This window comes from Streptomyces sp. CNX435 (assembly GCF_059570575.1).
Genome location: NZ_JCANTA010000012.1, coordinates 1 through 26799, shown reverse-complemented (window position 1 = coordinate 26799; position 26799 = coordinate 1). Strand labels below are relative to the sequence as shown.

General features: G+C 73.9%; 25 protein-coding genes and 1 riboswitch. Of the genes, 16 read left to right on the top strand and 9 right to left on the bottom strand.

Going from position 1 to position 26799, the window contains the following annotated elements; translation table 11 throughout:
- The first annotated feature begins 78 nt into the window (after positions 1-78).
- Positions 79-1002, top strand: coding sequence for a LysR family transcriptional regulator (locus T328_RS20345; RefSeq protein ID WP_496497533.1), 924 nt, complete (start codon positions 79-81; stop codon positions 1000-1002).
- Positions 1003-1185: 183 nt separating this feature from the next.
- Here T328_RS20345 and T328_RS20340 read toward each other — a convergent pair whose 3' ends face one another.
- Positions 1186-1416 (bottom strand): DUF4287 domain-containing protein, encoded by a 231-nt coding sequence (locus T328_RS20340; protein WP_047016108.1) that lies wholly within the window; start codon positions 1414-1416, stop codon positions 1186-1188.
- A 117-nt stretch (positions 1417-1533) separates the two neighbouring features.
- Between T328_RS20340 and T328_RS20335 the strand changes: the two genes are divergently transcribed.
- Positions 1534-1842, top strand: coding sequence for a hypothetical protein (locus tag T328_RS20335; RefSeq protein ID WP_496497532.1), 309 nt, complete (start codon positions 1534-1536; stop codon positions 1840-1842).
- Between the two features lie 97 nt (positions 1843-1939).
- Here T328_RS20335 and T328_RS20330 read toward each other — a convergent pair whose 3' ends face one another.
- Both T328_RS20330 and T328_RS20325 read right to left on the bottom strand, forming a co-directional pair.
- Positions 1940-2953 carry a hypothetical protein gene (locus T328_RS20330; protein WP_496497531.1) on the bottom strand — a complete coding sequence of 338 codons (1014 nt, stop codon included), beginning with the start codon at positions 2951-2953 and terminating at the stop codon, positions 1940-1942.
- A 204-nt stretch (positions 2954-3157) separates the two neighbouring features.
- On the bottom strand, positions 3158-4390 hold the full coding sequence (locus tag T328_RS20325) for an acetyl-CoA C-acetyltransferase (protein ID WP_496497530.1): 1233 nt from the start codon (positions 4388-4390) through the stop codon (positions 3158-3160).
- A 240-nt stretch (positions 4391-4630) separates the two neighbouring features.
- Here T328_RS20325 and T328_RS20320 point away from each other — a divergent pair, with 240 nt between their 5' ends.
- A complete protein-coding gene (locus T328_RS20320) occupies positions 4631-5533 on the top strand; it encodes a Bax inhibitor-1/YccA family protein (RefSeq protein WP_496497529.1) in 903 nt (300 codons plus the stop codon).
- A gap of 76 nt (positions 5534-5609) precedes the next feature.
- Positions 5610-6281, top strand: a complete 672-nt coding sequence (locus T328_RS20315) for a pyridoxine/pyridoxamine 5'-phosphate oxidase (protein WP_496497528.1) — start codon at positions 5610-5612, stop codon at positions 6279-6281.
- 319 nt (positions 6282-6600) lie between these two features.
- On the opposite strand, the gene T328_RS20310 is transcribed toward T328_RS20315, so the two are convergent.
- A complete protein-coding gene (locus tag T328_RS20310) occupies positions 6601-7971 on the bottom strand; it encodes a type III PLP-dependent enzyme domain-containing protein (protein WP_496497527.1) in 1371 nt (456 codons plus the stop codon).
- Between the two features lie 129 nt (positions 7972-8100).
- Between T328_RS20310 and hutU the strand changes: the two genes are divergently transcribed.
- Genes hutU through hutI form a run of 4 tightly spaced genes read left to right on the top strand, consistent with a single transcriptional unit; the run spans position 8101 to position 13723 of the window.
- Positions 8101-9768 carry a urocanate hydratase gene (hutU, locus tag T328_RS20305; RefSeq protein WP_496497526.1) on the top strand — a complete coding sequence of 556 codons (1668 nt, stop codon included), beginning with the start codon at positions 8101-8103 and terminating at the stop codon, positions 9766-9768.
- 20 nt (positions 9769-9788) lie between these two features.
- Positions 9789-11036: an allantoate amidohydrolase gene (locus T328_RS20300; RefSeq protein WP_496497697.1), complete on the top strand. Its 1248-nt coding sequence runs from the start codon at positions 9789-9791 to the stop codon at positions 11034-11036.
- Positions 11033-12457, top strand: coding sequence for a formimidoylglutamate deiminase (locus T328_RS20295; RefSeq protein WP_496497525.1), 1425 nt, complete (start codon positions 11033-11035; stop codon positions 12455-12457). Before T328_RS20300 ends, T328_RS20295 begins: the two co-directional genes overlap by 4 nt.
- Before the next feature lie 60 nt (positions 12458-12517).
- Positions 12518-13723, top strand: coding sequence for an imidazolonepropionase (hutI, locus tag T328_RS20290; protein WP_496497524.1), 1206 nt, complete (start codon positions 12518-12520; stop codon positions 13721-13723).
- Between the two features lie 5 nt (positions 13724-13728).
- Here the strand turns inward: hutI and T328_RS20285 are convergent, their stop codons facing one another.
- Together T328_RS20285 and T328_RS20280 are read right to left on the bottom strand one after the other, a co-directional pair.
- Positions 13729-15093: an alpha/beta fold hydrolase gene (locus T328_RS20285; protein ID WP_496497523.1), complete on the bottom strand. Its 1365-nt coding sequence runs from the start codon at positions 15091-15093 to the stop codon at positions 13729-13731.
- Between the two features lie 73 nt (positions 15094-15166).
- A complete protein-coding gene (locus T328_RS20280) occupies positions 15167-16132 on the bottom strand; it encodes an RNA polymerase sigma factor SigF (RefSeq protein WP_496497522.1) in 966 nt (321 codons plus the stop codon).
- Positions 16133-16378: 246 nt separating this feature from the next.
- Between T328_RS20280 and T328_RS20275 the strand changes: the two genes are divergently transcribed.
- Positions 16379-16747 (top strand): STAS domain-containing protein, encoded by a 369-nt coding sequence (locus T328_RS20275; RefSeq protein ID WP_496497521.1) that lies wholly within the window; start codon positions 16379-16381, stop codon positions 16745-16747.
- A gap of 201 nt (positions 16748-16948) precedes the next feature.
- Positions 16949-17509, top strand: a complete 561-nt coding sequence (locus T328_RS20270) for an ATP-binding protein (RefSeq protein ID WP_496497520.1) — start codon at positions 16949-16951, stop codon at positions 17507-17509.
- Positions 17510-17592: 83 nt separating this feature from the next.
- Here the strand turns inward: T328_RS20270 and T328_RS20265 are convergent, their stop codons facing one another.
- A complete protein-coding gene (locus T328_RS20265) occupies positions 17593-18624 on the bottom strand; it encodes an alpha/beta hydrolase (protein WP_496497519.1) in 1032 nt (343 codons plus the stop codon).
- 223 nt (positions 18625-18847) lie between these two features.
- On the opposite strand from T328_RS20265, the gene T328_RS20260 reads away from it, so the two are divergent.
- Both T328_RS20260 and T328_RS20255 read left to right on the top strand, forming a co-directional pair.
- Positions 18848-19522 carry a response regulator transcription factor gene (locus T328_RS20260; RefSeq protein WP_496497518.1) on the top strand — a complete coding sequence of 225 codons (675 nt, stop codon included), beginning with the start codon at positions 18848-18850 and terminating at the stop codon, positions 19520-19522.
- Between the two features lie 27 nt (positions 19523-19549).
- Complete coding sequence (locus tag T328_RS20255; protein WP_496497517.1) at positions 19550-20791, top strand: sensor histidine kinase; 1242 nt, start codon at positions 19550-19552, stop codon at positions 20789-20791.
- A gap of 121 nt (positions 20792-20912) precedes the next feature.
- Here the strand turns inward: T328_RS20255 and T328_RS20250 are convergent, their stop codons facing one another.
- Positions 20913-21500, bottom strand: a complete 588-nt coding sequence (locus tag T328_RS20250) for a GtrA family protein (protein ID WP_496497516.1) — start codon at positions 21498-21500, stop codon at positions 20913-20915.
- Positions 21501-21657: 157 nt separating this feature from the next.
- Between T328_RS20250 and T328_RS20245 the strand changes: the two genes are divergently transcribed.
- The 4 genes from T328_RS20245 (at position 21658) to T328_RS20230 (ending at position 26347) form a co-directional block, all read left to right on the top strand.
- Positions 21658-22806 (top strand): 5-(carboxyamino)imidazole ribonucleotide synthase, encoded by a 1149-nt coding sequence (locus tag T328_RS20245; RefSeq protein ID WP_496497696.1) that lies wholly within the window; start codon positions 21658-21660, stop codon positions 22804-22806.
- A gap of 7 nt (positions 22807-22813) precedes the next feature.
- On the top strand, positions 22814-23341 hold the full coding sequence (purE, locus tag T328_RS20240; protein WP_496497515.1) for a 5-(carboxyamino)imidazole ribonucleotide mutase: 528 nt from the start codon (positions 22814-22816) through the stop codon (positions 23339-23341).
- Between the two features lie 152 nt (positions 23342-23493).
- On the top strand, positions 23494-24702 hold the full coding sequence (locus T328_RS20235; RefSeq protein WP_496497514.1) for a dipeptidase: 1209 nt from the start codon (positions 23494-23496) through the stop codon (positions 24700-24702).
- Between the two features lie 240 nt (positions 24703-24942).
- Positions 24943-25135, top strand: a riboswitch (cyclic di-AMP (ydaO/yuaA leader).
- A 3-nt stretch (positions 25136-25138) separates the two neighbouring features.
- Positions 25139-26347, top strand: coding sequence for a transglycosylase family protein (locus T328_RS20230; protein WP_496497513.1), 1209 nt, complete (start codon positions 25139-25141; stop codon positions 26345-26347).
- Positions 26348-26505: 158 nt separating this feature from the next.
- Here T328_RS20230 and T328_RS20225 read toward each other — a convergent pair.
- Positions 26506-26799: UDP binding domain-containing protein (locus T328_RS20225; RefSeq protein ID WP_496497512.1), on the bottom strand; the 294-nt coding region annotated here is incomplete at its 5' end.

Genomic DNA, 26799 nt, shown 5'->3' with positions numbered 1-26799 from the left:
TGTCGGTGCGGCCCACCGTAGGCTTGACGCCCGATCAGAGACCAATAGCCAGACATCACCGCTGCCATCGGATAACCGATGGCACACCAGCCCGACGGGAGCGCGATGGACCTGTTTCTGCTGCGTACTTTCCTCGCCGTCCACCGCGCCGGCTCGATCACCGGCGGCGCGGAGCACCTCGGCTTGGCGCAGCCGACCGTCAGCGCGCACATCAAGGCGCTGGAGTCGGCCCTCGGCATGGAGCTGTTCCAGCGGCTGCCGCGGGGCGTGGCGGCCACCTCGGTCGCCGACGAACTCGCCCGCGAGATCGCCCCGCATGTCGACGCACTGGATGCCGCCGGCGCGCGCCGCCTCGGCCCGCGCGACCCGCTCGCCAAGCCCGTGCACCTGGCCGGCCCGGCGGAGCTGACCGCCGCCCGCGTGCTGCCGGCGCTGGCCGGCCTCACGGGCCGGGGCCTACGGCTGCGGGTCACCCACGGCCTCGCCGAAGACCTGCTCGCCGGCCTGGCCGCGGGCCGGTTCGACCTGGTCGTCTCCACCCTCCGCCCGCGCCGCCGCGCCGTCACCGCCACCGCCCTGGCCGACGAGGAGTTCGTCCTGGTCGCGGCCCCCACCTGGGCGGAGCGGATCGACTCCGACCGGCTCACCCACGCCCCTGCCCGTGCACTGCGCGACGTGCCGCTTGTCGCCTACGCCGAGGACCTGCCCATCATCCGCAGATACTGGCGGACGATCTTCGGCACCCGCGCCACGGCGAGCGCCGCGGTGATCGTGCCCGACCTGCGTGGCGTACAGGCCGCGGTCGCCGCCGGCGCCGGGATCAGCGTGCTGCCCCGCTACCTGTGCGCCGCCGACCTGGCCTCCGGCAGGCTGGTGCAGTTGCTCGACCCGGAGCTGCCGCCGATCAACACGCTCTACCTCGCCACCCGTACGGCGACGGCCTCGCTCCCGCACATCGCCGCGGTACGCGCCCACCTGCTGGCCCAGGCTCGCTCGTGGTGAGCGGGCGCGCGGCAGGGCCTGGATACCCGCGGTGTGCCGGGGATGAGCCAAGGGGGCGGGGGAGACGGGCCGTCGCGCCCGTGTGGGAAGGGCCCGCGCGGAGGGGGGTCGCCCTCCCGCGGGCCCTTCGCCGTGCCGTGTGCCGGTGTTCGGTTGTTGCGCCAGGGGTGCGCTCGTCCCCTCCTAGAGCAGTTTGCGCGCGGCCCGCCTCAGGTCGTACTCGTGGATGATCGCTTTGGCGTGGCCGTACGCCAGGTTGTGCTCGCCACGGAGCCAGCTCACTTTCTCCTCGAAGCGGAGGAGACAGGGACCGTCTTCGACGGTCTGCAGCCAGTCGGAGACTTCACGGCCGGTGCAATGGGGGATGCGGGAGAGCAGGTTCCGGTGGGTTTCTGCGGAGAAGACTTGGGACATCGGCGCCTCCGGTATGCAGTCCTTCTCAGCACCGTGCCTGAGGGTGCGCCGATTGACAACCACCTGGAGCGGGCCGGCTCGAACCTCCGAGGGCTACCGGCGGGTTAGGCTCGGCTCGTGCTCGACGTGCTCGACTTCGTGACCGCCGTTGACCGGGTCGCCGACCGCCTGCGGTCGCTGCCGCAGAGCCGGCTGCGCGCGGGGGCGGCGGCCACCGGGCTGGCGCTGGCGCGTGAGCTGACCGCGCGGGCGCAGCGGCTGGAGGCGCCGGGGCGTACGCCGTACGAGATGCCGGCGGCGGGGGAGTTCGCGGTGGGGGACCAGGTGGCCGTCGCGGGGCGGGACCTGGCGGAGGCGTTGCGGGCGGCGGGGGATGCGGAGGGGCTCGCGGAGGCGCTGGCGGTGGTACGGGACGTACGGCTCTGAACGGGGCGCCGGCGGGCGGCTGACGGGCCCGTACGCCTCGGGGTCGTACGCTTCGGGGTCGTACGCCTCGGGTCCGTACGCCTCGGGAACGTACGGCTCAGAGGGAGGCGATGACGCGGTCCGCGAGGATGTAGACGCTCTCGCCCGCGCAGTCGAAGGTCAGCGCGAACGCCCCGCTGATCGCCGAGCCGCCGAGCAGCACCGGCTCCGCGCCGCCGTCGAGCGCGTCCGCCAGCCGCTCCGCGGTGTCGCGGTGGCCGGGGGAGAGGCAGAGCGTGGTGCCGTCGGCGAAGACGTAGACGTCGAGCGTGCCCAGCGGGCCCAGCCGCACGTCCGTCAGCGGCGTACGGCCCGCGGCCAGGTCCTCCAGCCGGTTCACGGTGTGCTCGTGGTCGGCTCCCTCCGATCGGGACTGCTGCGGGCGGAAGTCGGGGTGTGAGGGGTGGCGCCGGCGGGCGGCGGCCAGTTCGGCCGACTCGCCCTCGGCGGGCGGCGCGTCCGCGGCGGCGGCGATGTCGTCGGGCTCGGTGGGCTCGGCGGGCTCCACGTGATCCGGCCGGTCCAGCCGGTCCATCCGGTCCATGGGGTCGAGCAGCGGCTCGAAGCCCGCGAAGTCGGCCTGGCGCGGTATGAACACCTCGCCGCCGAAGTCGACGGGGTCGCCCGGGAACGGGCTCGCGTCGATGCTGTCGCGCGCCTCCTGCTCGGCCCAGAACGCCCGCGCCTCGGCCAGTTCGCGCTCCCGCTCGTCGGCGAGCGCCTGGGCGACGGCGATGCGTATCTCCGCGGCCGGTACGGACCGGGCGGCCGGCACCGCGGCCTCGGCGGCTGCCTCAGCGGCCTCGCCCACGGCGCGCAGCTCGTCGGCGGTGGCGGCGTCAGCTGTGGCCGCGGTGTCCGCGGTGGCCGCCGCCGACCCCGTGGCCGTCTTCGGGGCCGCCTGCGCCCGCTCTCCGACGTTCCGCGCCGCGGCCTGCGCCGTCAGGTCGGCGCGGAGCCGGACGACCTCGCGGCGCAGCCCGCCCACCGCCCGCAGCACGGCGGCGCCGAGCATGGCAGCGCCAAGCAGGGTTGCGGCGGCCAGCAGGACGGCGAAGTTGGTGGCGCTCACTGTCGGACTCCCGATTGCTGTAGGACCCCCTTGTTCTACCTCAGCCTGCCGGAGCGTAGAACCCCACCCCTAGCGGAAAATGGCATGAATAGGGCGGGCCTTTGGTCCTACCGCCGCGCGACGGGGCGCGGCACGCGTCTCGCGCGCCCCACGCGTCCGTTCCGCAACAACGGGTACGAACTCGGGGAACCAACGGGGAACTAACTAACTCAGCCTTTCCAGCACCATCGCCATCCCCTGGCCCCCGCCCACGCACATCGTCTCCAGCCCGAACTGCTTGTCGTGCCACTGCAGGGAGTTGATGAGCGTCGTGGTGATCCGCGCGCCCGTCATGCCGAAGGGGTGCCCGACGGCGATGGCGCCGCCGTTGACGTTCAGCCGGTCCAGGTCGACGCCCAGATCCCGGTACGAGGGGATGACCTGCGCGGCGAACGCCTCGTTGATCTCCACCAGGTCGATGTCGCCGACCGTCATCCCGGCCCGCGCGAGCGCCTGCTTGCTCGCCTCCACCGGGCCCAGGCCCATGATCTCCGGCGACAGCGCGGACAGGCCGGTCGAGACGATCCGGGCGAGCGGCGTGAGACCCAGCTCACGCGCCCTGGTGTCGGACATCACGACGACCGCGGCGGCGCCGTCGTTCAGCGGGCAGCAGTTGCCCGCGGTGACCAGCCCGTCGGGGCGGAACACCGGCTTCAGGCCCGCGACCCCCGCCATCGTCACGCCGGGCCGCGGGCCGTCGTCCTTACTGATAACGGTCCCGTCCGGAGTGGTGACGGGCGTGATCTCGCGCTCCCAGAAGCCCTCCGCGATGGCCTTCTCGGCGAGGTTCTGCGACCGTACGCCGAACTCGTCCATGTCCTGTCGGGTGACGCCCTTGGCCCGGGCCAGGTTCTCGGCGGTCTGCCCCATCGCGATGTACACGTCCGGCGCCAGGCCGTCCTCGCGCGGGTCGTGCCAGCCGCCCCCGTCGAAGGCCGAGCCCTTCTCCTGGCGCTCCGCGGTACGCGCCTCGGCCTCGGCGAAGAGGGGGTTGTGGGTGCCGGGCATGCCGTCGGAGGACCCGTTCACGAACCGCGAGACCGTCTCCACGCCCGCCGAGACGAAGACGTCGCCCTCGCCGGCCTTGATGGCGTGGAACGCCATCCGCGTGGTCTGCAGCGACGAGGAGCAGTAGCGGGTGATCGTGCAGCCGGGGAGGTGGTCCATGCCGAGCTGCACGGCGACCACCCGGCCGAGGTTGTGCCCCTGCTCGCCGCCGGGCAGGCCGCAGCCGAGCATGAGGTCGTCGATGTCCCCGGGGGCCAGCCCCGGCACCTTGTCGAGGGCGGCCCGGACGATCCCCGCGGTGAGGTCGTCCGGACGGACGTCCTTCAGCGAGCCTTTCCCGGCCCGGCCGATCGGGGAGCGGGCGGCAGAGACGATCACGGCTTCGGGCATCACGGCTCCCAGGGGGACGCGGAGGGGCAGGGTCCTGGGGCGAAGTTACCCGTACGTAGTGAGGGGGTCACGGTTCTCGTACTGTGACGCGGGCCTCAATTAATGAGCGCTTGCTTACCCGGCCCCCGGGAAAGAGTTCGGAAAAGCCTCGTGAAAGATCCTCCTGAGGTCTGGCGCGATGTCTTTGCCCACCCATTACTCTTGTCTCAAGGCCGCGCAGTGCGGCCATGGAGGAGTGAGATGAGGAGCAGCAACCCGGTCTTCACGCGACGGGGGTTCAGCCGCGAGGGCGGTTCGGCAGGCTTCAACGCGCCGTCGCAGGCCGGGGGCCCCGCTGTCGCCCAGGGCAACAACCCGTACGCCGCTCAGCCCGGCACCAACCCGTATGCGCAGCAGCCGGGTGCCGCCCCGCGGAACCCGTACGCGCCCGCGGACCAGCAGCAGGGCCAGTGGGCGCCGCACGCGGCACCCGCCGGCGGCCGTATGACCATGGACGACGTCGTGTCCCGTACGGGCATGACGCTCGGCCTGGTGATCGTCGCCGCCGTCGCCTCCTGGATCACCTTCGACGGCGAGAAGTCGCTCGGCATCGGCCTGGTGGCCATGCTCGGCGCGTTCGGCCTGGCGATGGTCCAGGCGTTCAAGCGCCGCCCGGTCCCCGCCCTGATCCTGTCGTACGCCGTCCTTGAGGGCGTCTTCCTCGGCATCATCAGCGAGTACTTCAACACCTACGTCGACGGCGCGGTCATGCAGGCCGTGCTCGGCACGATGGCGGTGTTCTTCGGTGTGCTCGTGGCGTACAAGCTGCGCATCATCCGGGTCACGGCCCGGTTCCAGCGGTTCGTCATCGGCGCGGCCATCGGCTTCGTGCTGCTGATGGCGGTCAACCTGTTCGCCGCGCTCATCGGCGGCGGCGACGGTATGGGCCTGCGCAGCGGCGGCCTCGGCATCCTGTTCGGCATCATCGGCGTCGTGCTCGGCGCGTGCTTCCTGGCCCTGGACTTCAAGCAGGTCGAGGACGGCATCGCCTACGGCGCCCCGAAGAACGAGGCGTGGCTCGCCGCCTTCGGGCTGACCCTGACCCTGGTCTGGATCTACCTGGAGATGCTGCGCCTGGTGGCCATCTTGCAGGGTGGCGACTGACAGGACCGGCAACGACTGACCGTGTGGCCCGGCCGGGTGTCTTCCGGCCGGGCCACCGGCATGAAGGGGCACCGGCATGAAAGGGGAAGGGAACGTGGGCGAGCTGAGGCGGCTGCTGCGCGGGATCGAGGTCTTCGAGGGCGACCTGCCGTCGTTCGATCCCCGGGACACACCGGACGAGCCGGTCGCACTCTTCGAGAGCTGGCTGCTGGCGGCCGTACGGGCGGGGGTGCGCGAGCCGCACGCGATGACCCTGTCGACGGCGGACGCGGGCGGCGACCCGTCGGCGCGGGTGCTGATCCTCAAGGACGTCGGCCCGGACGGCTGGCAGTTCGCCTCGGACGCGGGCAGCCCGAAGGGCCGGGAGCTGGCCAAGCGGCCGTACGCGGCGCTGACGTTCTACTGGTCGTCGCTGGCCCGCCAGGTACGGGTACGGGGCCCGGTCGGCACCGCGGACCCGGAGCTGAGCGCCGCGGACTTCCTCGCCCGCGGCGCCGGGGCCCGCGCGGAGGCCCTGCTCGGCCGCCAGTCCCGCCCGCTGGCGGACCCGGCGGAGCGGGACGCGGCGGTCCGCGAGTCGCTGACCCGGGTGGAGGCGGACCCGGGGCTGGTGGCCTCGGGCTGGACGCTGTACGCGGTGCGCCCGGAGACGGTGGAGTTCTGGCAGGGCGACAAGTCGCGCCGCCACACCCGGCTCGTCTACGAGTCCACGCCGCCGGCGTGGACGAAGCGCATGCTGTGGCCGTGAGGATCACGTCGCCGGGGCCGCCCGCAGGGCCGGTCGACGATCCACAGCCCGATGGAAGTCCGCTGGTGTATGCCGTTGGCGGGTCCGGTTGCCGGTCAGCGTTGCGTCAGACGGCTGCACATGCGCGCCGCGCAGCCATCCGACGAGTGCGGACCGCTGCATGTCTCCGTTCATGGCCGGCCCTGTCTGCCCGGGGGCCGGCCGCGCCCCGAAGTTCGCGACGCAGCCGGTACCGACGTGTCCGGTCGTGGGCTGATTGGTGGACTCGCTCGCCGACGGTTGGGGAGTCGAGGACCGCGTCCGGAGGGCGCCGGCGGGGTCAGGTCAGGGTGGTCAGGGATGTGGCGTGGAGGGCGCCGGACTCGGTGGCGATTTCTGCCAGCGTCTGGGCTGTTCTGACCGTGGCGAAGCGGACCGTGTGCGCGGCGCTGTCCGTGGTGAAGCCGTGGACGGCGGGGCGGGGGAGGCTGTTGTAGGAGAAGGGGTTGGAGAAGTAGTACGCGCCCGTGTCGAGCAGGGCGACGTGGTCGCCCGCCGCCAGCGGGGGGAGTTCGCGGGCGCGGGCCACCAGGTCGCCGGCGAAGCAGCACGGGCCCGCCACGTCCTGGGCGACCGGCGTGCCCGTCTTCGGGCGGCCCTCCGCGTCGTACGCCGCCACCCGCAGGGGCCACGAGTCGGGGGCGAAGACGGTGCGTACGGCGACCTGGACGCCCGCGTGGGTCACCGCGATCGGGCGCCCGCCGGCGGATTTCGCGTACTCCACGCGCGCCAGGACCAGCCCGTTCTTCGCCAGCAGCGACCGGCCGAACTCCGTGACCAGCGCGTAGCGGCCGTCGAAGAGGCCCGGGACCTCGGCGCGCAGCAGCCGCGCGTAGTCGTGGAAGGACGGCGTGGTCTCGTCGGAGTCGAAGTTGACCGGCAGGCCGCCGCCGATGTCCAGCGTCGTGACCTGCCGTCGGCCGGCGGCGGCGTTGATCTCCTCCGCCAGCTCGTACGCCGCCCGCACCCCCGCCGCCATCAGCGGCAGCGGCACGCCCTGCGAGCCCGTGTGGGTGTGCAGGGCGGTCAGCCAGGGGCGGTCGGCGTAGGTCCGGACGAGCCAGTCGCGGGCGCCCTCGTCCCGCAGCGTCACGCCGAACTTCGACGTGGCCGTCGCCGTGCTCATCGCGCCGATGCTGCCGCCGCCGACCTGCGGGTTGACCCGTACGCCGATGGTGGAGCGGGTCGGCGCGGAGCGGACCAGGCCGTCGATGCGGGCCAGCTCCTCGGGGTTGTCGGCGTTGACCGCGATGCCCACGGCCAGCGCGCCGCGCAGCTCCGCGGCGGTCTTGGCGGGGGAGTCCAGCACGGTGCGCTCCGGGGGGATGTCCGCGGCGCGGGCCAGCTCCAGCTCCCCGGGGCTGGCCACCTCCGCGCCCAGGCCCTCGTCGGCGAGCAGCCGCAGCACCGGCACCAGCGCCGCGGCCTTGACCGCGAAGGAGTGCAGCACCGGCGCCCCCGGCGCGACCACCTCGTCGAACGCGGCGCGCAGCGCGCGCGCCGACTCCCGGATGCCCGCGACGTCCAGCAGCCCCACCACGGGCTCGGCCCCGGAGACCAGTCCCTCGGCCAGTGCGGCGCGTACGGCCAGGTCGCGGCGAGCGGCGAGCGGGAGGTTCTGCGGTGCGTGCGCGGACTGATCGTCGGACATGGCGGCAGTCAATCATCCGTCCGCAAATGCTGTCGTACGGCGTCCAAGTGTCGGACGTCGGGCGCCCTTGACTAGGGCAATTCAGTCGCGTCAGGATGTGTTGTTGTTCATTCAGTCTGGGAGGCAGGCATGGCAGGACCCCGACCCGTCCGGGCCCCGCGCGGCACCCGGCCCAGCGCCCGCGGGTGGCAGCAGGAAGCGGCCCTGCGGATGCTGCAGAACAACCTCGACCCCGAGGTCGCCGAGCACCCCGACAAGCTCGTCGTCTACGGCGGCACCGGCAAGGCCGCCCGCGACTGGGGCTCCTTCGACGCCATGGTGCGCACGCTCACGACGCTCGGCCCGGACGAGACCATGCTCGTCCAGTCCGGCCGCCCGGTCGGCGTCATGCAGACCCACGAGTGGGCCCCCCGCGTCCTCATCGCCAACAGCAACCTCGTCGGCGACTGGGCCACCTGGGAGGAGTTCCGCCGGCTGGAGGCCCTGGGCCTGACGATGTACGGCCAGATGACCGCCGGCTCGTGGATCTACATCGGCACGCAGGGCATCCTCCAGGGCACGTACGAGACCTTCGCCGCCGTCGCCGCCAAGCGGTTCGGCGGCACCCTCGCCGGGACGATCACCCTCACCGCCGGCCTCGGCGGCATGGGCGGCGCCCAGCCGCTCGCCGTCACCATGAACGGCGGCGTCGCGCTCTGCGTCGAGTGCGCCCCGTCCCGCATCGAGCGCCGCCTGCAGCACGGCTTCCTGGACGTACGCGCCGACAGCCCCGCACACGCGCTACGCCTCGCCACCGAGGCTCGCGACGCCCGCCGCCCGCTGTCCGTCGGCGTCCTCGGCAACGCCGCCGAGCTGGTGCCGCGGCTGCTCGCGGAGGGCGCGCCCGTCGACATCGTCACCGACCAGACCTCCGCGCACGACCCGCTCGCGTACCTCCCCCTCGGCGTCGACTTCGCCGACATGGCCGCGTACGCCGCCGAGAAGCCCGCCGACTTCACCGCCCGCGCCCGCGAGTCGATGGCCCGGCACGTCGAGGCCATGGTCGGCTTCCAGGACGCCGGCGCCGAGGTCTTCGACTACGGCAACTCGATCCGCGGCGAGGCCAAGCTCGCCGGCTACGCGCGCGCCTTCGACTTCCCCGGCTTCGTACCCGCCTACATCCGCCCCCTGTTCTGCGAGGGCAAGGGCCCCTTCCGCTGGGCCGCCCTCTCCGGCGACCCCAAGGACATCGCCGCCACCGACCGCGCGATCCTCGACCTCTTCCCCGAGAACGAGTCGCTGGCCCGCTGGATCCGGCTGGCCGGCGAGCGCGTCCACTTCCAGGGCCTGCCCGCCCGCATCTGCTGGCTCGGCTACGGCGAACGCGACCGGGCCGGCGAGCGGTTCAACGACATGGTGGCGAGCGGCGAGCTGGCCGCGCCCCTCGTCCTCGGCCGCGACCACCTCGACTGCGGGTCGGTGGCGTCCCCGTACCGCGAGACCGAGGGCATGCGCGACGGCTCCGACGCGATCGCGGACTGGCCGCTGCTCAACGCCATGGTCAACGTCGCCTCCGGCGCGTCCTGGGTCTCGGTCCACCACGGCGGCGGCGTCGGCATGGGCCGCTCGCTGCACGCCGGCCAGGTGACGGTCGCCGACGGCACGGCGCTCGCGGGCGAGAAGATCCGCCGGGTGCTGACCAACGACCCGGGCATGGGGGTCATCCGGCACGTCGACGCGGGCTACGAGCGGGCCGAGGAGATCGCGGCGGAGCGGGACGTGCGCGTACCGATGCGGGAAAGCGACCCCGCGCCGTGAGCCCGTCCTCCTTCCAGGAGATGTGGCGCGACCTGCTGCCCCTCGGGCGGTACGCGCCCTCCGGCGGCTACCGCCGGTTCGCCTGGACGGCGGCGGACGCCGACTGCCGGGCCTGGTTCCGCGCGCAGGCCGAGGCGCGCGGGCTCGCGTACGAGACCGACCGCAACGGCAACCAGTGGGCCTGGCTCGGCGATCCGGCCGCCGGCGGCGCCGTCGTCACCGGCTCCCACCTCGACTCCGTACCCGACGGCGGCGCCTTCGACGGCCCCCTCGGCGTCGTCTCCGCCTTCGCCGCCCTCGACGAGCTGCGCGCCCGCGGCGTCCGCCCGGCCCGCCCCCTCGGCGTCGTCAACTTCGCCGACGAGGAGGGCGCCCGCTTCGGCCTGGCCTGCGTCGGCTCCCGGCTCACCGCCGGGCACCTGTCCACCGCCGCCGCCCACGGACTGCGCGACGCCGACGGCGTCACGCTGCCGCAGGCGATGGAGCGCGCCGGCCACGACCCCGCCGCCCTCGGCCCCGACCCGGAGCGGCTGGCGCGCGTCGGTGCCTTCGTCGAGCTGCACGTCGAGCAGGGCGTGGCGCTCGCCGGTACGGACCACGCGGTGGGCGTGGCGTCGGCGATCTGGCCGCACGGCCGCTGGCGGTTCGACTTCCGCGGCGAGGCCAACCACGCGGGCACCACCCGCATGGAGGACCGCCACGACCCGATGCTGACCTACGCCCACACCGTCCTCTCCGCCCGCAAGAAGGCCGCCCAGGCCGGCGCCCGCGCCACCTTCGGCAAGGTCGCCGTCGAGCCCAACGGCGTCAACGCCATCCCCGCGCTCGTCCGCGGCTGGCTCGACTCCCGCGCCGCCGACGAGGAGACCCTGCACACCCTCGTCGCCGCCGTCGAGCAGGCCGCGCGCGAGCGGGCCGGCCGCGACGGCACCGCGGTAGAGGTCACCCGCGAGTCGCTGACGCCGGTCGTCGACTTCGACCACGCCCTGCGCGACCGCCTCGCCGCGCGCCTCGGCGGCGCGCCCCTGCTCCCGACGGGGGCGGGACACGACGCCGGGATCCTGTCCGGCACGGTGCCGGCGGCCATGCTGTACGTACGGAACCCGACGGGCGTCTCGCACGCGCCGGCCGAGTCGGCGGCCGAGGAGGACTGCGCGGCGGGTGTGCTGGCGCTGGCGGACGTGCTGGCGGACCTGGCCGGCGACGAGGGCGCGGCGGGGCAGGCGGAACGGGCGGGACAGGCGGAACGGGCGGAAGGGGCCGTGTGACGGCGTACTGGGCGGAGCAGGCGTGGGTCGGCGGCGTCGTCGAACCCGGCGTCGTCCTGCAGACCGGGACGTCCGGCGGGCTGCTCGCCGCGGTACGGACCGGGGTCGCCGCCCCGCCGCCGGGCGCCACCGTGCTGCGCGGCCTCACCCTCCCGGGCCTGGCGAACGCCCACAGCCACGCCTTCCACCGCGCCCTGCGCGGCACCGTCCAGGTCGGCTCCGGCACGTTCTGGACCTGGCGCGAAGTGATGTACGGCGTCGCCGACCGGCTCACCCCCGGCACGTACTACGACCTCGCGCGCGCCGTCTACGCCGAGATGGCGCTCGCCGGGATCACCTGCGTCGGCGAGTTCCACTACGTCCACCACGCCCCCGGCGGTGCCCGCTACGACGACCCCAACGCCATGGGCCACGCGCTGATCGCCGCCGCGGCGGCGGCCGGGATCCGCCTCACCCTGCTCGACACCGTCTACGTCGCCGCCGGCTTCGGCGAGGCGCCGGGCAGGCAGCAGCTCCGCTTCAGCGACGGCGACGCGGAGGCGTGGGCGGAACGCGCCGCAGCCCTCAGCTCCGCCAACGCCCCCGCTCCCGACGCCGCTCCCGCCTCCGACGCCGCTTCCGCCTCGGCCTCCGACCCCGCCCCCGACGCCGACGCCCCCGACCCCACCCTCCGTATCGGCGCCGCCGTGCACTCCGTACGCGCCGTCCCCGCCGACCAGCTCGCCACCGTCGCCCGCTGGGCCGCCGACCGCCGCGCCCCCCTCCACGTCCACCTCTCCGAGCAGCCCGCCGAAAACGAGGCATGCGCCGCCGCCCACGGCGTCACCCCGGCCCGCCTCCTCGCCGACCACGGCGTCCTCGGCCGCCGCACCACCGCCGTGCACGCCACCCACCTCACCGCCGACGACGTCGCCCTCCTCGGCCGCAGCGGCACCGGCGTGTGCATGTGCCCCACCACGGAACGGGACCTCGCCGACGGCATCGGCCCGGGCGTGGCCGTGGAGCGGGCGGGCAGTCCGCTGTCGCTGGGCAGCGACAGCCATGCCGTCGTCGACCTCTTCGAGGAGGCGCGGGCGATGGAGCTGAACGAGCGGCTGCGCACCCGCCGCCGCGGCCACTGGACCGCCCACCACCTGCTGCGCGCCGCCACCGAAGGCGGCTACGCCGCCCTCGGCTGGGACGCGCCGGCCCGGCTGGAGCCGGGCGGGCTCGCGGACTTCACCACGGTCGCGCTGGACAGCGTGCGCACGGCGGGCGCGATGCCACGGCTCGGCGCGGAGACGGCGGTGTTCGCGGCGACGGCGGCGGACGTGCGGCACACGGTGGTGGGGGGCCGGCACGTCGTACGGGACGGGGTGCACGCGCTGGTGGACGACGTGCCGGGGGCGCTGACGGCGGCGATCGGCGCGCTGCGCGGCTGACCCGTACCCGCACCCGGACCTGGACCCGCACCCGGCAGCCCACCGACCCGAGGCAGGAACATGACCACCACCGCCACCGCCACCACCGCCATCGTCAACATCGGCAGCCTCGTCACCAACGACCCCGCCCTCGGCGAGGGCCCGCTCGGCCTGGTGGAGAACGCGGCCGTCGTCTTCGAGGACGACCGGGTGGCCTGGGCCGGTGCGACCGACGCGGCGCCGGCCGCCGACGTGTCGTACGACGCGGCGGGCCGGGCGCTGCTCCCGGGCTTCGTCGACTCGCACTCCCACCTCGTCTTCGCCGGCGACCGCACCCGCGACTTCCACGCCCGCATGTCCGGGCGTCCCTACACTGCCGGCGGCATCCGCACCACCGTCGCCGCCACCCGCGCCGCCACCGACGGGGAACTGGCCGCGAACCTCGCCCGCTTCGTACGGGAGACGCTCCGCCAGGGCACGACGACGCTGGAGACCAAGTCCGGCTACGGCCTGACGACGGCGGACGAGGCGCGGGCGCTGCGGGTCGCGGCGGGGCAGGTGCCCGAGGTGACGTACCTCGGTGCACATGTCGTCGCGCCGGAGTACGAGGACGATCCGGGCGCGTACGTCGAGCTGGTCACCGGCGAGATGCTGGACGCCTGCGCGCCGTACGCGCGCTGGATCGACGTCTTCTGTGAGAAGGGCGCGTTCGACGGCGACCAGGCGCGGGCGATCCTCGCGGCCGGCAAGGCCCGCGGCCTGACCCCGCGGGTGCACGCGGGCCAGCTGTCGTACGGGCCGGGGGTGCAGCTGGCCGTGGAGCTGGAGGCGGCGTCCGCGGACCACCTGACGCACCTGACCGACGCGGACGTGGACGCGCTGGCGTCCGGGGTGACGGTGGCGACGTTCCTGCCGGGCTGCGAGTTCTCGACGCGGGCGGTCTACCCGGACGTGCGGCGGGTGCTGGACGCCGGGGCGACGGTGGCGCTGTCGACGGACTGCAACCCGGGTTCGTCGTTCACCAGCTCCATGCCGTTCTGCGTGGCCGTCGCCGTACGGGAGATGGGCATGACGCCGGACGAGGCGGTCTGGTCCGCGACGGCGGGCGGTGCGGCGGCGCTGCGGCGCACGGACGTGGGGCGCCTCGCGCCGGGCGCCCGGGCGGACGCGGCGCTGCTGGACGCCCCGAGCCACGTGCACCTGGCGTACCGGCCGGGGGTGCCGCTGGTGGCGGAGGTGTGGCAGCGGGGCGTGCGGGTACCGGTGGACCGCGGGGCCGGCAACTGACGTGGTCAGCAACTGATATCGACGTCCGGGTCCGCCGCGGGACGTGCCGTCAGGTGGTCCACCGCCGCGCGCTCCGCGCACTCGTTGCCGAACCCCACCAGCCCGTGCCGCCTGCCCGGGACCGTCAGCAGCGGCGCCCGGAACCGCATCGCCACCCGCTCCGCGCCCGCCGCCGGCGTGCGGATGTCGTGCTCGCTGTTGACCAGCAGCAGATCGGCCCCGAGGCCCGCACCGGCGTCCTCGTCCGCGTCCGCCGGGCGGACCGCGCCCAGCGGCTCCCCGCGCCCCGGCCAGTGGACGCAGGGCGCGTAGTCACGTGCCACGGTCCACGTACGCCACCGTGCCTCGTCCGCGTCGTCCAGCTCCCGCAGCAGCGCCCGCAGGTTGCCCGGCCACCGGAAGTCCGTGCAGTGCACCCCGAGGAACAGCGCCAGCGGCGGCGGGCCGGGGTCCAGTTCGTCGAACGCCGCCCGCACGTCCGGCGGTACTTCGCGCGGTACGGACCTGGCCGCCGGTTCCGGCACCTGTTCGTCGTCCAGCTCCGCGCGCGTGTGCAGCGTTCTCAGTACATAGGACGTGCCCGGCCGGTCCGGGTCGACGACGCCGTCGAAGACCGCCGCGCGCACCCGCTCCGCGTGGCGGGTGACGTAGACCTGGCCGGCCACCGTGGCGTACGAGTGCAGCAGCAGGCTGATCCGCTCCTCGCCCAGCGCCCGCCGGACCCGCTCCAGGTCGGTCGCGGCGGCGCGGGAGCCGAGGCGGCCCAGCAGCGGGCCGTAGCCGATGCGGCAGGACTCGACGTAGTCGCGGGCGGCGGCGTCGGCGGCGGTGACGTCGCGTGCCAGCCGGGGGCCGCGCGCGGTACCGAGGCGGTCCAGCGCGCCGCGGGGCTCGCCGCAGTCGACGCGGTGGCTGCGGCCGGTGCCGCGGCGGTCGTAGCCGACGATGTCGAAGCGGTCGCGCAGCTCGCGCGGGTAGTCGACGCCGGCGGAGACGGCCTCCTGGAGGCCGGACAGACCCGGGCCGCCGGGCGCGAGGACGAGCGCGCCGATGCGGCGGTCGGGGTCGCGGGCGGGCAGCCGGGAGAGGGCGAGGCGGAGGGTCTCGTGGCTGTCACCGCCCACGGGTACGGTGACGCCGCGGCACTCGCGCCGCTCCATGCCCGTCAGCGGACAGGGGGTCCACGCGTCGCCGCCGGTGTCCGGTTCGTACGACGCGGCGGCGGAGCCGGGCGGGTCAGGCTCGCTCCCGCCGCGCGGCGCCTCGCATGCGCTCGTCCACACCAGCGCCGGCAGCAGCGCCGTGAGCAGGGCGAGCGCCGGGGCCGGGCCGCCGGCCCGCCGCCGGGAGGGGGCCGTGGGGCGATCCATGCGGCGATCATGGCACCGCCGCCCGGGAAACCGGGGGAGGCCGCCCGCGGCCGGCCCCCGGCCTACCCCCGGCCTAATCCTCGACCATCAGCCCCTTGCGCAGCCGCACCAGCGTCCGCGACAGCAGCCGCGAGACGTGCATCTGCGAGATGCCCAGCTCCTCGCCGATCTCCGACTGGGTCATGTTGGCCACGAACCGCAGTGACAGGATCTTCCGGTCGCGCGCCGTCAGCTCCGCTATCAGCGGCTTGAGGGACTCGACGTACTCGATGCCCTCCAGGCCGTGGTCCTCGTAGCCGATGCGGTCGGCGAGGGCGCTCTCGGAGTCGTCCTCCTCGGGCTGCGCGTCCAGCGAGCTGGCGGTGTAGGCGTTCGAGGCGGCCATGCCCTCGACGACCTCGTCCCTGCCGATGTCCAGCCGCTCGGCCAGCTCGTCGACCGTGGGGGCGCGGTCGAGCTGCTGCGCCAGCTCGTCGCCCGCCTTCGCCAGGTCGAGGCGCAGCTCCTGCAGCCGCCGCGGGACGCGTACGGACCAGGAGGTGTCCCGGAAGAAGCGCTTGATCTCGCCGACGATCGTCGGCATCGCGAAGGTGGGGAACTCCACGCCGCGGGCGGGCTCGAAGCGGTCGATCGCCTTGATGAGCCCGATGGTGCCGACCTGGATGATGTCCTCCATCGGCTCGCTGCGCGAGCGGAACCGGGAGGCGGCGAACTTCACCAGCGCCAGGTTGAGTTCGATCAGGGTGTTGCGGACGTACGAGTACTCGTGGGTGCCCTCTTCGAGGGTGCCGAGCCGGTCGAAGAGCGTCTTCGACATGGCCCGCGCGTCAGCGGGGGCGACCTCGTCGAAGGCGATGCCCTCCAGCTCGTCGAGGCTCCCCGTGAACGGGATCGCGGGCTCGCCGTCCGCGCCGTCGGCGCCGTCGGAGACGGAGTACTCGCCGATGTCCGCGCCGTGGTGCTCAATGTGGTCGTCGCCGTGCTCGGCGTGGGGTCGTGCCGGCGGCGTGCTGGCCGCGGCGTCGAGCCGGGGTGACATTTGTCCTCCATCGTTCTCGGCATGTGGCTGCCGATGCCATCTCTTTCCGCTACGGTCTTGCGGCGCCTCCCGAGGCCACGTGTTTTGTGAGTGCCTCTAGGCCTACCGGCTTCTCCTCTCCGGTGCAAGAATCGTGTGTCCATATTTGCCCTATTTTGCAGGCTGTTCGGGTGCCGAACATGTGACCAAAGGCGTAGGGTCGATGCTGCATCGCACGACAGCCCGAAGGTCAGGAGACATGCGCGCATGGACGCCGGAACCGCCGGAAGCCAGAGCCGCGGCCGACTGCACGTCGACGTGCGGGTCTACGGCGGAAGTGCCGTCCTCACACCGGCGGGCGAACTGGATTATCACACCGCCGAGGTGCTGCGAGAGCCGCTTGAGCGATGTATCGCCGGCGGCCGCAGCCGGCTCGTACTCGACTGCTCACGCCTGGAGTTCTGCGACTCGACCGGGCTGAACGTGCTCCTCGGCGCCCGCCTCAAGGCCGAGGCCGACGGCGGCGGCGTGCACCTCGCCGGCCTGCAGCCGGTCGTGGCCCGGGTCTTCGAGATCACCGGTGCGGAGGCCGTCTTCTCCCTGCACGACACGGTGGAGGCCGCTCTCGTGGAGTGACCTCCTGGCCGCCGGCCGTCGGGTGGGGCCGGTGCGACAGGTGATGCGCGTCACAGCTTCCTGAGGAAACTCGGGGGTGTTTCCGCGATCTCGTAGGGCAGAAGCCCAGGCGAAAACTTCTGGAACGAGCAGGATGGGCGCGAATGCGCGGACGGGTGCGCGAACGGGCGTGCGGTTGCGCGAAGGGGGTGTCGTGAGGCGATGAGCTTCAGGTCGTTGCCGCCGGGCGTGTCACCGTCGGAGGGCGAGGCCGGGAGCGGCGCCGCGGCGCCCGCGCGCCGGGGCGGCGGCGCCTCGGCCGCGGCCACCCCGGCCGCGGCCACCCCGGCCGGTGACCCCGCCCCCGCCGGTCAGGTGCAGGTGCGCCGGCTGCGGCTCGTCGGCGCCAGCGGCATGGTGCCGCGGGCCCGCGACTTCGCCCGCCGGGCCCTGGAGGACTGGGGCTGGCTGCCCGCGGTGAACGCGGAGCAGCGCGCGGCTGCGGAGGACGTCCTGCTCGTCGTCTCGGAGCTGGTGACGAACGCCTGCCTGCACGGCGGCGGCCCGGACGAGCTGCGGCTGCGTACGGCGGGGAAGGTGCTGCGGCTGGAGGTCAGCGACTACGGTACGGGCACGCCGGAGCCGCGCACTCCGCACCGGGCCAGCAGGCCGGGCGGGCACGGGATGTTCATCGTGCAGCGGCTGTGCCTCGACTGGGGCGTGCAGCGGGCGGCGGGAGCGGCGGGGAAGACCGTCTGGGCGGAGCTGTCGGCGCCGCTGTAGCGCCGCGTACGTATCGCGTACGCCCCTGGCTCCGTACGCCCCCGGCCCCTCGCTCCGTACGCCCCCCGACCGCCGCGATCGCGCTAGCCGATCCGCTCCCGCAGCCACCCCTCGATCTCCCCCACCACCCCCCGCCCCGCCAGCAGCCGCATGCCGTGCCGGCTGCCCGGCACCACCCGCACCCGGACGTCCCGCGCCCGCATCCCCCGCGCCCGCTCCGCCGCCGCCACCGCCTCCGAGTGGTACGACGGCACCCAGTCCGCCGCCGAGTGCAGCAGCAGCATCGGGGCGTCGTCCCGCCCGGACGCCGCGCGCCGCGGGTCCAGCGACCGCCACGCCCGCCGGCAGGCCGGGTCCGCGGACAACGCCGGCGTGCCCTCCGGTACGCACCCGGCCAGCCGCTCCGCGCTCGCCCGCAACCGCCGCCCCGCGGCCGTCGCGTCCGGCGCGCCGCCGTCCAGCCAGGCCCGGTACGGCGACGCCACCGGCGACAGCGCCACCACCCCGGCGGTGCGCGCCGCCCCGGCGCCGTGCGTGGCGGCGGCCACCGCCAGCTGCCCGCCCGCCGACGAGCCGAGCACCGCGACCCGGACCGGGTCCACGGCGTACGCGGCGGCGTTGCGCCGTACCCAGCGCAGCGCCGCCACCACGTCGTCGCGCTGGGCCGGCCAGGGGTCGCCGGGGGCGAGCCGGTAGCCGACCTCGAAGACGCCGTAACCGCGGCGGGCGAAGGCCCGCGCCCAGCCGCTCCAGTCGGTGTCGTACGACCAGTAGCCGCCGTGCAGGATGACGAGCCCGCCGCGGGGCGCGCGCCGCGGCTGCCAGTGGACGGTGACCTGCTGCCGCGGATGTCTCCCGTACGCCTCGACGCCGGTCCGCAGCGGCCGTTCCGCCGCGGCCCGTTCTCCGGCGGCCCGCTCTCCGCCGGCCCGCTCTCCGGCCCGCTCCGCCGCCGCCCGCCGCGCCGTCTCCGTCCGCGCCGCCGTCTCCGTACGCCCCGCCCCGTGCTCCGGCGCCGCGCCGCCCGGCGGTACCAGCCCCGCGGTGACCGTCGCCGCGACGCCCAACACGGCGCCCGCGAGCAGCCGCCCCCGCCGGACCCGTACCGCAGCCATCGCACCGCCTCTCCGCGGACCGGCCGGCCCGGTGACCTCATGGTCGCCGACAACGTCCCGCCCCGCGATCCGGCGGCACCTCCGCCCCGGCGGCACCTCTGCTCCGGCGGCCCGGGGGAAAACCGGCGCACGGTGCCGCGGCGGCGTTCGACCACGTACCGGGAGGTGAGCGAACCCGACGCCACCGGCCCACTCTCGGTGACGGGAGGTCTACCATCGCACCATGACCCGAGTACTGCTGGCCGAGGACGACGCGGCCATCTCGGAACCGCTGGCCCGCGCGCTGCGCCGGGAGGGGTACGAGGTGGAGGTCCGAGAAGACGGTCCCACGGCGCTCGGTGCCGGACTCCGCGGCGGCGTCGACCTCCTCGTGCTCGACCTCGGCCTGCCCGGCATAGACGGCCTGGAGGTGTGCCGGCGGCTGCGCGCCGACGGGCACGGCTTCCCCGTGCTGGTGCTCACTGCCCGCGCGGACGAGGTGGACACCGTCGTCGGCCTCGACGCGGGCGCCGACGACTACGTCACCAAGCCCTTCCGCCTCGCCGAGCTGCTCGCCCGGGTCCGCGCCCTGCTGCGCCGCGGCGCCACCGAGGCGCAGCCGCCGGCCACCCACGGCGTACGCATCGACACCGACTCGCACCGCGCCTGGCTCGGCGAAGAGGAACTGCAGCTCACGGCGAAGGAGTTCGACCTGTTGCGGGTGCTGGTGCGCGACGCCGGCCGGGTGGTCACGCGCGAGCAGCTGATGCGCGAGGTGTGGGACACCACCTGGTGGTCGTCGACGAAGACGCTCGACATGCACATCTCCTGGCTGCGCAAGAAGCTCGGCGACGACGCCGCGAACCCCCGCTACATCGCGACGGTCCGCGGGGTGGGCTTCCGCTTCGAGAAGAGCTAGGCCGGCCGCCCGCGGCCCCCGGCAGCCATGCGCAGAAGGCTCATCAACAGCACCCTGGCGGTCGTGCTCGTCGTCATCGCCGTCTTCGGCGTCTCGCTGGTCATCGTCGAGACCCGCACCATCGAGGCCGCTGCGCACGACCGGGTGCAGGCCGAGGCCGTGCGGCTGTTCAGCCTCGTCGAGGGCAAGATCGCCGACGACGAACGGGTGACCCGCCAAGCGCTCGCCGGCCAGGTCACCGACGGGCGGTACGCGGAGGTGGACCTGCCGGGCGGACCGGTGCTGAAGATGGGGGAGCGGCCCGAGGGGTCGGTGATCGAGGTCACCGAGACCGGCCGCCGGGGCGAGCGGGTCACGGTCATGGAGCCCCGCGACCGGGTCAACGACGAGCTGGGCCAGACGCTCCTGATCATCTTCGCCGTGGCGCTGCTGGCCGTCGGCGCCGCCGTGCTGCTCGCCGTACGCCAGGCCAACCGCCTCACCGCCCCGCTCACCGACCTTGCCGAGACCGCGGAACGCCTCGGCTCCGGCGACCCGCGCACCCGCCACCGCCGCTACGGCGTCCCCGAGCTGGACCGGGTCGCGGACGTGCTGGACGCCAGCGCCGAGCGGATCGCGCGGATGCTCACCGCCGAGCGGCGACTGGCCGCGGACGCCTCGCACCAGCTCCGCACGCCGCTGACCGCGATGTCCATGCGGCTGGAGGAGATCGCGCTCACCGACGACCCGGCGACGGTCAAGGAGGAGGCGGCCGTCGCGCTCACCCAGGTCGAGCGGCTGACGGACGTCGTGCAGCGGCTGCTGACCAAGTCCCGCGACCCCAAGGCCGGCTCGGGCATGGGCTTCGACCTGGACGAGGTCGTCAAGCAGCAGATCGAGGAGTGGCGGCCGGCGTACCGCGGCGAGGGGCGGGCGATCGTCCGCTCCGGCAAGCACGACCTGCGCGCGGTGGGCACGCCGGGGGCGGTGGCGCAGGTGCTCGCGACGCTGATCGAGAACGCGCTGATGCACGGCGCCGGCACCGTCGCGCTGCGTACCCGGGTGACGGGCAACCAGGTGGTGGTGGAGGTCACGGACGAGGGCCCGGGCGTGCCCGCGGACCTCGGCTCCCGGGTCTTCGAGCGCACGGTCAGCGGGCGCAACTCGACGGGTCTGGGCCTCGCGGTCGCCCGTGACCTGGCGGAGGCGGACGGGGGGCGGCTGGAGCTGGTGCTGCAGAAGCCGACGACGTTCGCGCTGTTCCTCGCGCGGGAGCACGAGCACCACTGAGAGGCGTACGAGGGGGCGCACGCACACCGCTGAGCGGTCGTACGGGCATCGCTGTGGGGGGCGTGCGGGGCGCGCGCCGGGCTTGCGGGGGGCGTGGGGGGGCTCGTACGGAACGGAGGTCCTACCCGCGCGCTCCGACCGCCTCTTCCTGCGCCTCGGGTTCCTCCGGCCCTGCCGGCTCTCCCGGTTCCTCCGGCTCCCGCCGGCTGCCGGGGATCCGTACGTCACCCGCGACGGCTATGTCGCCCGGCTCGCCCGCGTCGGCGGTCTCGGCCACGGGCACCACGCGGAACACCCAGCTGCGGTACGACCAGAAGCGGAACAGCGACGCGACCCCGATGCCGAGGAACTTGAAGACGTTGTTCTGCAGCGGGGTGTCCCAGTCGAACCCGTACGTGGCCACGTACAGCACGCCGTTCTCGATCACGAGCCCCGCGCCGCTGAAGACCAGGAACAGGGTGAACTCGCGCGGCGGCCGGGTCTTGTCCCGGTCGCGGTAGGTGAAGTACCGGAAGCCTATGTAGTTGAAGACGATCGCGACGGCCGTCGCGATGATGCTGCAGCGGACCACGGGCAGCTCCGTGGTGTTCCGCACGAGGTTGAAGACCGCGAGGTTGACCAGGACGCCGATGCCCCCGACGGCGGCGAACTCGGCCACCTCGCGGCTCAGGCGGCGCAGCCGCGATACCGCCGGGTGCCGTGCACTCATAAAGATTCTCAGACTCCGATGGTCGGTTTGCGTTCCCCTGGTCCTGGTCTTCTCCGGCGCACCGGAGATCTCATGCTAACCGGCCCGACGACTTCAGGGAGCGGGTCCGGCCACCCCGCCCGATACGCTGGGGTGCGTGACATTCCCGGTAGTCGGCATGATCGGCGGCGGACAGCTCGCCCGGATGACCCACCAGGCAGGCATCCCCCTCGGCATCAGGTTCAAGCTCCTCAGCGGCACCACCAAGGACTCCGCGGCCCTGGTGGCGGGTGACACGGTTGTCGGGGACCACGACGATCTGGACACGCTGCGTGAGTTCGCGCGCGGCTGCGACGTGATCACCTTCGACCACGAGCACGTACCGACCGGACATCTGCGCGCTCTGCAGGCCGAGGGCGTCGTGGTCCGGCCGGGCCCGGACGCGCTGGTGTACGCGCAGGACAAGGGCGCGATGCGGGCCCGGCTGACGGAGCTGGGCATCCCCTGCCCGCGGCACCGGATCGTGACCGACCCGGCGGACGTGGCGCGCTTCGCGCGCGAGGGGCGTGAGGGGCGTGAGGGGGACGGCTTCCCGGTCGTGCTGAAGACGGTCCGCGGTGGGTACGACGGCAAGGGCGTCTGGGTCGTACGCCGCGCGGAGGACGCCGCGGAGCCGTTCCGCGCGGGCGTGCAGGTGCTGGCCGAGGAGCTGGTCGACTTCCGCCGCGAGCTGGCCGCGAACGTCGTCCGCTCGCCCAGCGGGCAGGCCGTGGCGTACCCGGTGGTGGAGTCGATCCAGGTCGGCGGCGTCTGCGACACCGTCATCGCGCCCGCGCCCGGGCTGCCGCCCGAGGTCGCGGTGCGTACGCAGCAGCTCGCGCTGAAGATCGCGATGGAGCTGGACGTCGTGGGCCACCTCGCGGTGGAGCTGTTCGAGGCGGCCGACGCCGCGGGCGAGCCCCGGATCCTCGTCAACGAGCTGGCCATGCGCCCGCACAACTCCGGCCACTGGACCCAGGACGGCGCCGTCACCTCGCAGTTCGCCAACCACGTGCGCGCCGTGCTCGACCTGCCGCTCGGCGACCCGCGCCCGCGCGCGCCGTGGACGGTGATGGCGAACGTCCTCGGCGGCGACTACCCCGACATGTACCCGGCGTACCTGCACTGCATGGCCCGGGACCCGGGGCTGAAGATCCACATGTACGGCAAGGACGTGAAGCCCGGCCGCAAGGTCGGCCACGTCAACACCTACGGCGACGACCTGGACGAGGTGCGGGAGCGCGCCCGCCACGCCGCCGACTACCTGCGGGGGACGATCACGGAATGAGCATCGTATGAGTACAGGGGGCGTGGAAAGCGGCCCGCTGGTCGGCATCGTCATGGGCTCCGACTCCGACTGGCCGGTGATGGAGGCGGCGGCGCAGGCCCTCGCCGAGTTCGAGATCTCGTACGAGGTCGACGTCCTCTCCGCGCACCGGATGCCGCGCGAGATGATCGCCTACGGCGAACAGGCCGCCGCCCGCGGCCTGCGCACCCTCATCGCCGGCGCCGGCGGCGCTGCCCACCTCCCGGGCATGCTGGCCTCCGTCACCCCCCTCCCGGTGATCGGCGTCCCGGTCCCGCTGAAGCACCTCGACGGCATGGACTCCCTGCTGTCCATCGTGCAGATGCCCGCGGGCGTCCCGGTCGCCACGGTCTCCGTGGCCGGCGCCCGCAACGCGGGCCTGCTGGCGGCCCGCATCCTGGGCACCCACGACGAGGAGCTGCGCGCCCGGATGGCGGCGTTCCAGGAGGAGCTGAACGGCCTCGCCCGGGAGAAGGGCCGCCGGCTGCGCAAGCGGGCGGAGGAGACGGCGCCGTAGCCGGCGGATGCCCTCGTTCCGTAGTGCGTACCAGTTCCGCCACCGGGAGTTCCAGCGGCGGCTCGCCGCGCACCCGGACCCGGTCGTTCGCGGGGACTCCCTGCGCGGATAGCGTGGCCTTGGCCACGCTATCCGCGCAGGGAGGACCACCCATGACCGGCGAACTGATCGCGCGTGCGCGCGACGTGCTGCGTGCACACCCCGTCGTCGACGGGCACAACGACCTCCCCTGGGCCCTGCGCGAGCAGGTGGCGTACGACATCGACAAGCGCGACATCGCCGTCGACCAGAGCGCGCGGCTGCACACCGACATCCCGCGGCTGCGGGCCGGCGGGGTGGGGGCGCAGTTCTGGTCCGTGTACGTGCCCACCGAGCTGGCGGGGGACGCCGCCGTGAGCGCGTGTCTGGAGCAGATCGACGTGGTGCGGCAGCTCGTCGACCGCTATCCCGGGGACCTGCGGCTGGCCACGACCGCGGACGAGGTGGAGGCCGCTCGGGCCGCCGGCCGGATCGCCTCGCTGATGGGGGCCGAGGGCGGGCATTCCATCGCCAACTCGCTCGCCACCCTCCGCGCCCTGCACCGCCTCGGCGTGCGCTACATGACGCTCACGCACAACGACAACACCGACTGGGCCGACTCCGCCACCGACGAGCCGCGGCACGGCGGGCTCACCGCCTTCGGCGAGGAGGTGGTGCGGGAGATGAACCGGGTCGGCATGCTCGTCGACCTGTCCCATGTGGCGCCGGCCACCATGCGCGACGCGCTGCGCGTCACCGAGGCGCCGGTCGTTTTCTCCCATTCGTCCGCTCTCGCCCTATGTGACCATCCGCGCAACATTCCTGACGATGTGCTGGAAATGCTCCCCGCCAACGGCGGTGTGGCGATGGCCACGTTCGTGCCGAAGTTCGTCCTGCCGGCCGCCGTGGCGTGGACCGCGGAAATCGACGAGCACATGCGCGCCCGCGGTCTGGACCCGTTCGACGCGGGCGACGAAGCGGACCGCGTACGCCGTGCGTTCGAGGAGGCGAACCCGCGACCGCGGGCGACGGCCGCCACCGTGGCGGACCATCTGGACCATATGCGCGAAGCGGCAGGAATCGACCATATCGGTATCGGCGGCGACTTCGACGGCACCCCGTTCACCCCCGCCGACCTCGCCGACGTGGCCGGTTATCCGCACCTCGTCGCCGAGCTGCTGCACCGCCGTTGGTCGGAAGAAGACCTGGCCAGGCTGCTGTGGCGGAACGCGCTGCGGGTGCTGCGCGACGCCGAGTCGGCCGCCCGCGAGGTGGCCGCGCGGCGCGGTCCGTCGATCGCGACCATCGAACAGCTCGACGGTCCCGCGGACGCCCGGGGTTGAGCAGAGTGACATAAGTCACTCACGGAATTCTCATGTCATGGGGCAATGTGTCCGACTCCTCTGGAATCGATAAGTCTCCACCCGCGAGGGGGGATTGAGGAGCGGCGCGGGATGTGGCGATTGTCGGGCTGATTCCCATGTGACGTGGGAAACGGCCTTGACGGCGGTTTACAGCTTGTTCTGGTTTCGGCTGTGTGTTTACGGTGCTCGCCGTGCTCGCGCCACCGATGCGGGCACCTCGTCGCCGTAACGCCGAATCCTGTCGGCGGGGACGGGCAGGCACTTCAGTTTTCACGGCAGGAGCGGGGGACCCAGGTAAGTGCCGGACTGCGCGCAAGCGCGGGACGGCTTGGGGTGAAGCCATGCTCCGCATGGCCGGGCATCTCCAGCTCGAACCCGACAGCTCACCTCGCAGGCGTCGGAGAGGAGCATGTCCATGTCCGCACGCGGACGTCACCGTCGCCTGGGCCGGATAGCCCGGGGCAGCAGGGCCCTCGTCATCACCGCCGGCAGCGCCGGCGTCGCCATCCCCCTCATCGCCGGCGGCCACGCCCAGGCCGCCTCCGTCGACACCTGGGACCGAGTCGCCCAGTGCGAGAGCACCGGCGACTGGAGCATCAACACCGGTAACGGCTTCTACGGCGGCCTGCAGTTCGTGCAGAGCACCTGGGAGGGCTACGGCGGCCTGCAGTACGCGCCGCGCGCCGACCTGGCCACCAAGGAGCAGCAGATCGAGATCGCCGAGAAGGTGCTCGCGTCCCAGGGCCCCGGCGCCTGGCCGGTCTGCTCCGTGCAGGCCGGGCTCACCCAGGGCGGCCCCGCCCCCGACCTCTCCACCGGCGGTGGCGAGGCGGCTCAGCCGGAGAGCGAGCCCGCGGCGCAGCCCGAGTCGGCGCAGCCCGCCCAGCAGGAGCAGGCCCCGCAGCAGGACCCGGCGCCGGAGAAGAAGTACGAGAAGGCCGGCACCTACACCGTCGTCTCCGGGGACACCCTGTGGGACATTGCTATCAAGCACGGCATCGAGGGCGGTTGGCAGTCGATCTACGAGACCAACAAGGACGTCATCGGCGACGACCCGGACCTGATCTTCCCCGGCCAGGAGTACGTCTTCGACGGCGGCGAAGAGGTCACCCTGGAGGAGCCGGAGTCCGCTCCGGCCCAGCCCTCCGCACAGGAGGAGAAGCCGGCCGCGGAGCCGCAGCAGGAGCAGCCCGCCGCGGACGCTTCGGCGAGCGGTTTCTCCGCTCCGGTCGACGCCCCCGTGTCCACCCCGTACCGGGCCGCCGGCGGCTCGTGGTCCAGCGGTTACCACACCGGTGTCGACTTCTCCGCCGGCTCCGGCACCCCGATCAAGGCCGTCAGCTCCGGCACCGTCGTCAAGGCCGGCAACGGCGCCGACGGCAGCGCGTACGGCATCGCCGTCGTGATCGAGCACGACGACGGCCACTACAGCCAGTACGCCCACCTGTCGTCCACCTCGGTGAGCGTGGGCCAGTCCGTGGGCGCCGGCGAGCAGATCGGCCTGTCCGGCTCCACCGGCAACTCCACCGGGCCGCACCTGCACTTCGAGGTGCGCACCAGCCCGGACTACGGTTCGGATGTCGACCCCGTCGCGTACCTGCGCGACAACGGCGTCACCGTCTGAGGGTCCCCCGTAGGCACGGCGCAGCCCCCCGTTTCCGGCGGAACGGGGGGCCTCGCCGTGTACGGGACGGGACGGGCCCGGGCGCGCGCCAGCGGGGGCGCGCGCCGATCGCCGGGGCTACGCCGCCGGGCGACGGGCTACGCCGCCGGGCGACCGGGCTACGCCGCCGGGCGGCCCATGGCGCGGAACGTCCAGCCCGCGGCGCGCCAGGGCGCCGGGTCCAGGGTGTTCCGGCCGTCGATCAGGTGCGGCCGGGAGACGACCGCCGCCAGGTGCTCCGGATCGAGGTCGCGGAACTCCGGCCACTCGGTGAGGTGCAGCACGATGTCGGCGTCGCGCAGCGCGTCTTCCGCCGACTCGGCGTAGCGCAGGGTGGGGAAGACGCGGCGGGCGTTGTCCATGCCTTTGGGGTCGTAGACGGTGACCTGGCCGCCCTGGAGGTGGATCTGTCC

Coding starts and splice junctions, on each gene's coding strand:
- T328_RS20280 (WP_496497522.1), bottom strand. CDS start 16,132: ATGTCACCCCGGCTCGACGCCGCGGCCAGCACGCCGCCGGCACGACCC.
- T328_RS20320 (WP_496497529.1), top strand. CDS start 4,631: ATGAGGAGCAGCAACCCGGTCTTCACGCGACGGGGGTTCAGCCGCGAG.
- T328_RS20260 (WP_496497518.1), top strand. CDS start 18,848: ATGACCCGAGTACTGCTGGCCGAGGACGACGCGGCCATCTCGGAACCG.
- T328_RS20270 (WP_496497520.1), top strand. CDS start 16,949: ATGAGCTTCAGGTCGTTGCCGCCGGGCGTGTCACCGTCGGAGGGCGAG.
- T328_RS20255 (WP_496497517.1), top strand. CDS start 19,550: ATGCGCAGAAGGCTCATCAACAGCACCCTGGCGGTCGTGCTCGTCGTC.
- T328_RS20235 (WP_496497514.1), top strand. CDS start 23,494: ATGACCGGCGAACTGATCGCGCGTGCGCGCGACGTGCTGCGTGCACAC.
- T328_RS20275 (WP_496497521.1), top strand. CDS start 16,379: ATGGACGCCGGAACCGCCGGAAGCCAGAGCCGCGGCCGACTGCACGTC.
- T328_RS20230 (WP_496497513.1), top strand. CDS start 25,139: ATGTCCGCACGCGGACGTCACCGTCGCCTGGGCCGGATAGCCCGGGGC.
- T328_RS20265 (WP_496497519.1), bottom strand. CDS start 18,624: ATGGCTGCGGTACGGGTCCGGCGGGGGCGGCTGCTCGCGGGCGCCGTG.
- T328_RS20340 (WP_047016108.1), bottom strand. CDS start 1,416: ATGTCCCAAGTCTTCTCCGCAGAAACCCACCGGAACCTGCTCTCCCGC.
- hutI (WP_496497524.1), top strand. CDS start 12,518: ATGACCACCACCGCCACCGCCACCACCGCCATCGTCAACATCGGCAGC.
- T328_RS20345 (WP_496497533.1), top strand. CDS start 79: ATGGCACACCAGCCCGACGGGAGCGCGATGGACCTGTTTCTGCTGCGT.
- T328_RS20300 (WP_496497697.1), top strand. CDS start 9,789: ATGTGGCGCGACCTGCTGCCCCTCGGGCGGTACGCGCCCTCCGGCGGC.
- T328_RS20245 (WP_496497696.1), top strand. CDS start 21,658: ATGATCGGCGGCGGACAGCTCGCCCGGATGACCCACCAGGCAGGCATC.
- hutU (WP_496497526.1), top strand. CDS start 8,101: ATGGCAGGACCCCGACCCGTCCGGGCCCCGCGCGGCACCCGGCCCAGC.
- T328_RS20250 (WP_496497516.1), bottom strand. CDS start 21,500: ATGAGTGCACGGCACCCGGCGGTATCGCGGCTGCGCCGCCTGAGCCGC.
- T328_RS20325 (WP_496497530.1), bottom strand. CDS start 4,390: ATGCCCGAAGCCGTGATCGTCTCTGCCGCCCGCTCCCCGATCGGCCGG.
- T328_RS20310 (WP_496497527.1), bottom strand. CDS start 7,971: ATGTCCGACGATCAGTCCGCGCACGCACCGCAGAACCTCCCGCTCGCC.
- T328_RS20315 (WP_496497528.1), top strand. CDS start 5,610: ATGAAAGGGGAAGGGAACGTGGGCGAGCTGAGGCGGCTGCTGCGCGGG.
- purE (WP_496497515.1), top strand. CDS start 22,814: ATGAGTACAGGGGGCGTGGAAAGCGGCCCGCTGGTCGGCATCGTCATG.
- T328_RS20285 (WP_496497523.1), bottom strand. CDS start 15,093: ATGGATCGCCCCACGGCCCCCTCCCGGCGGCGGGCCGGCGGCCCGGCC.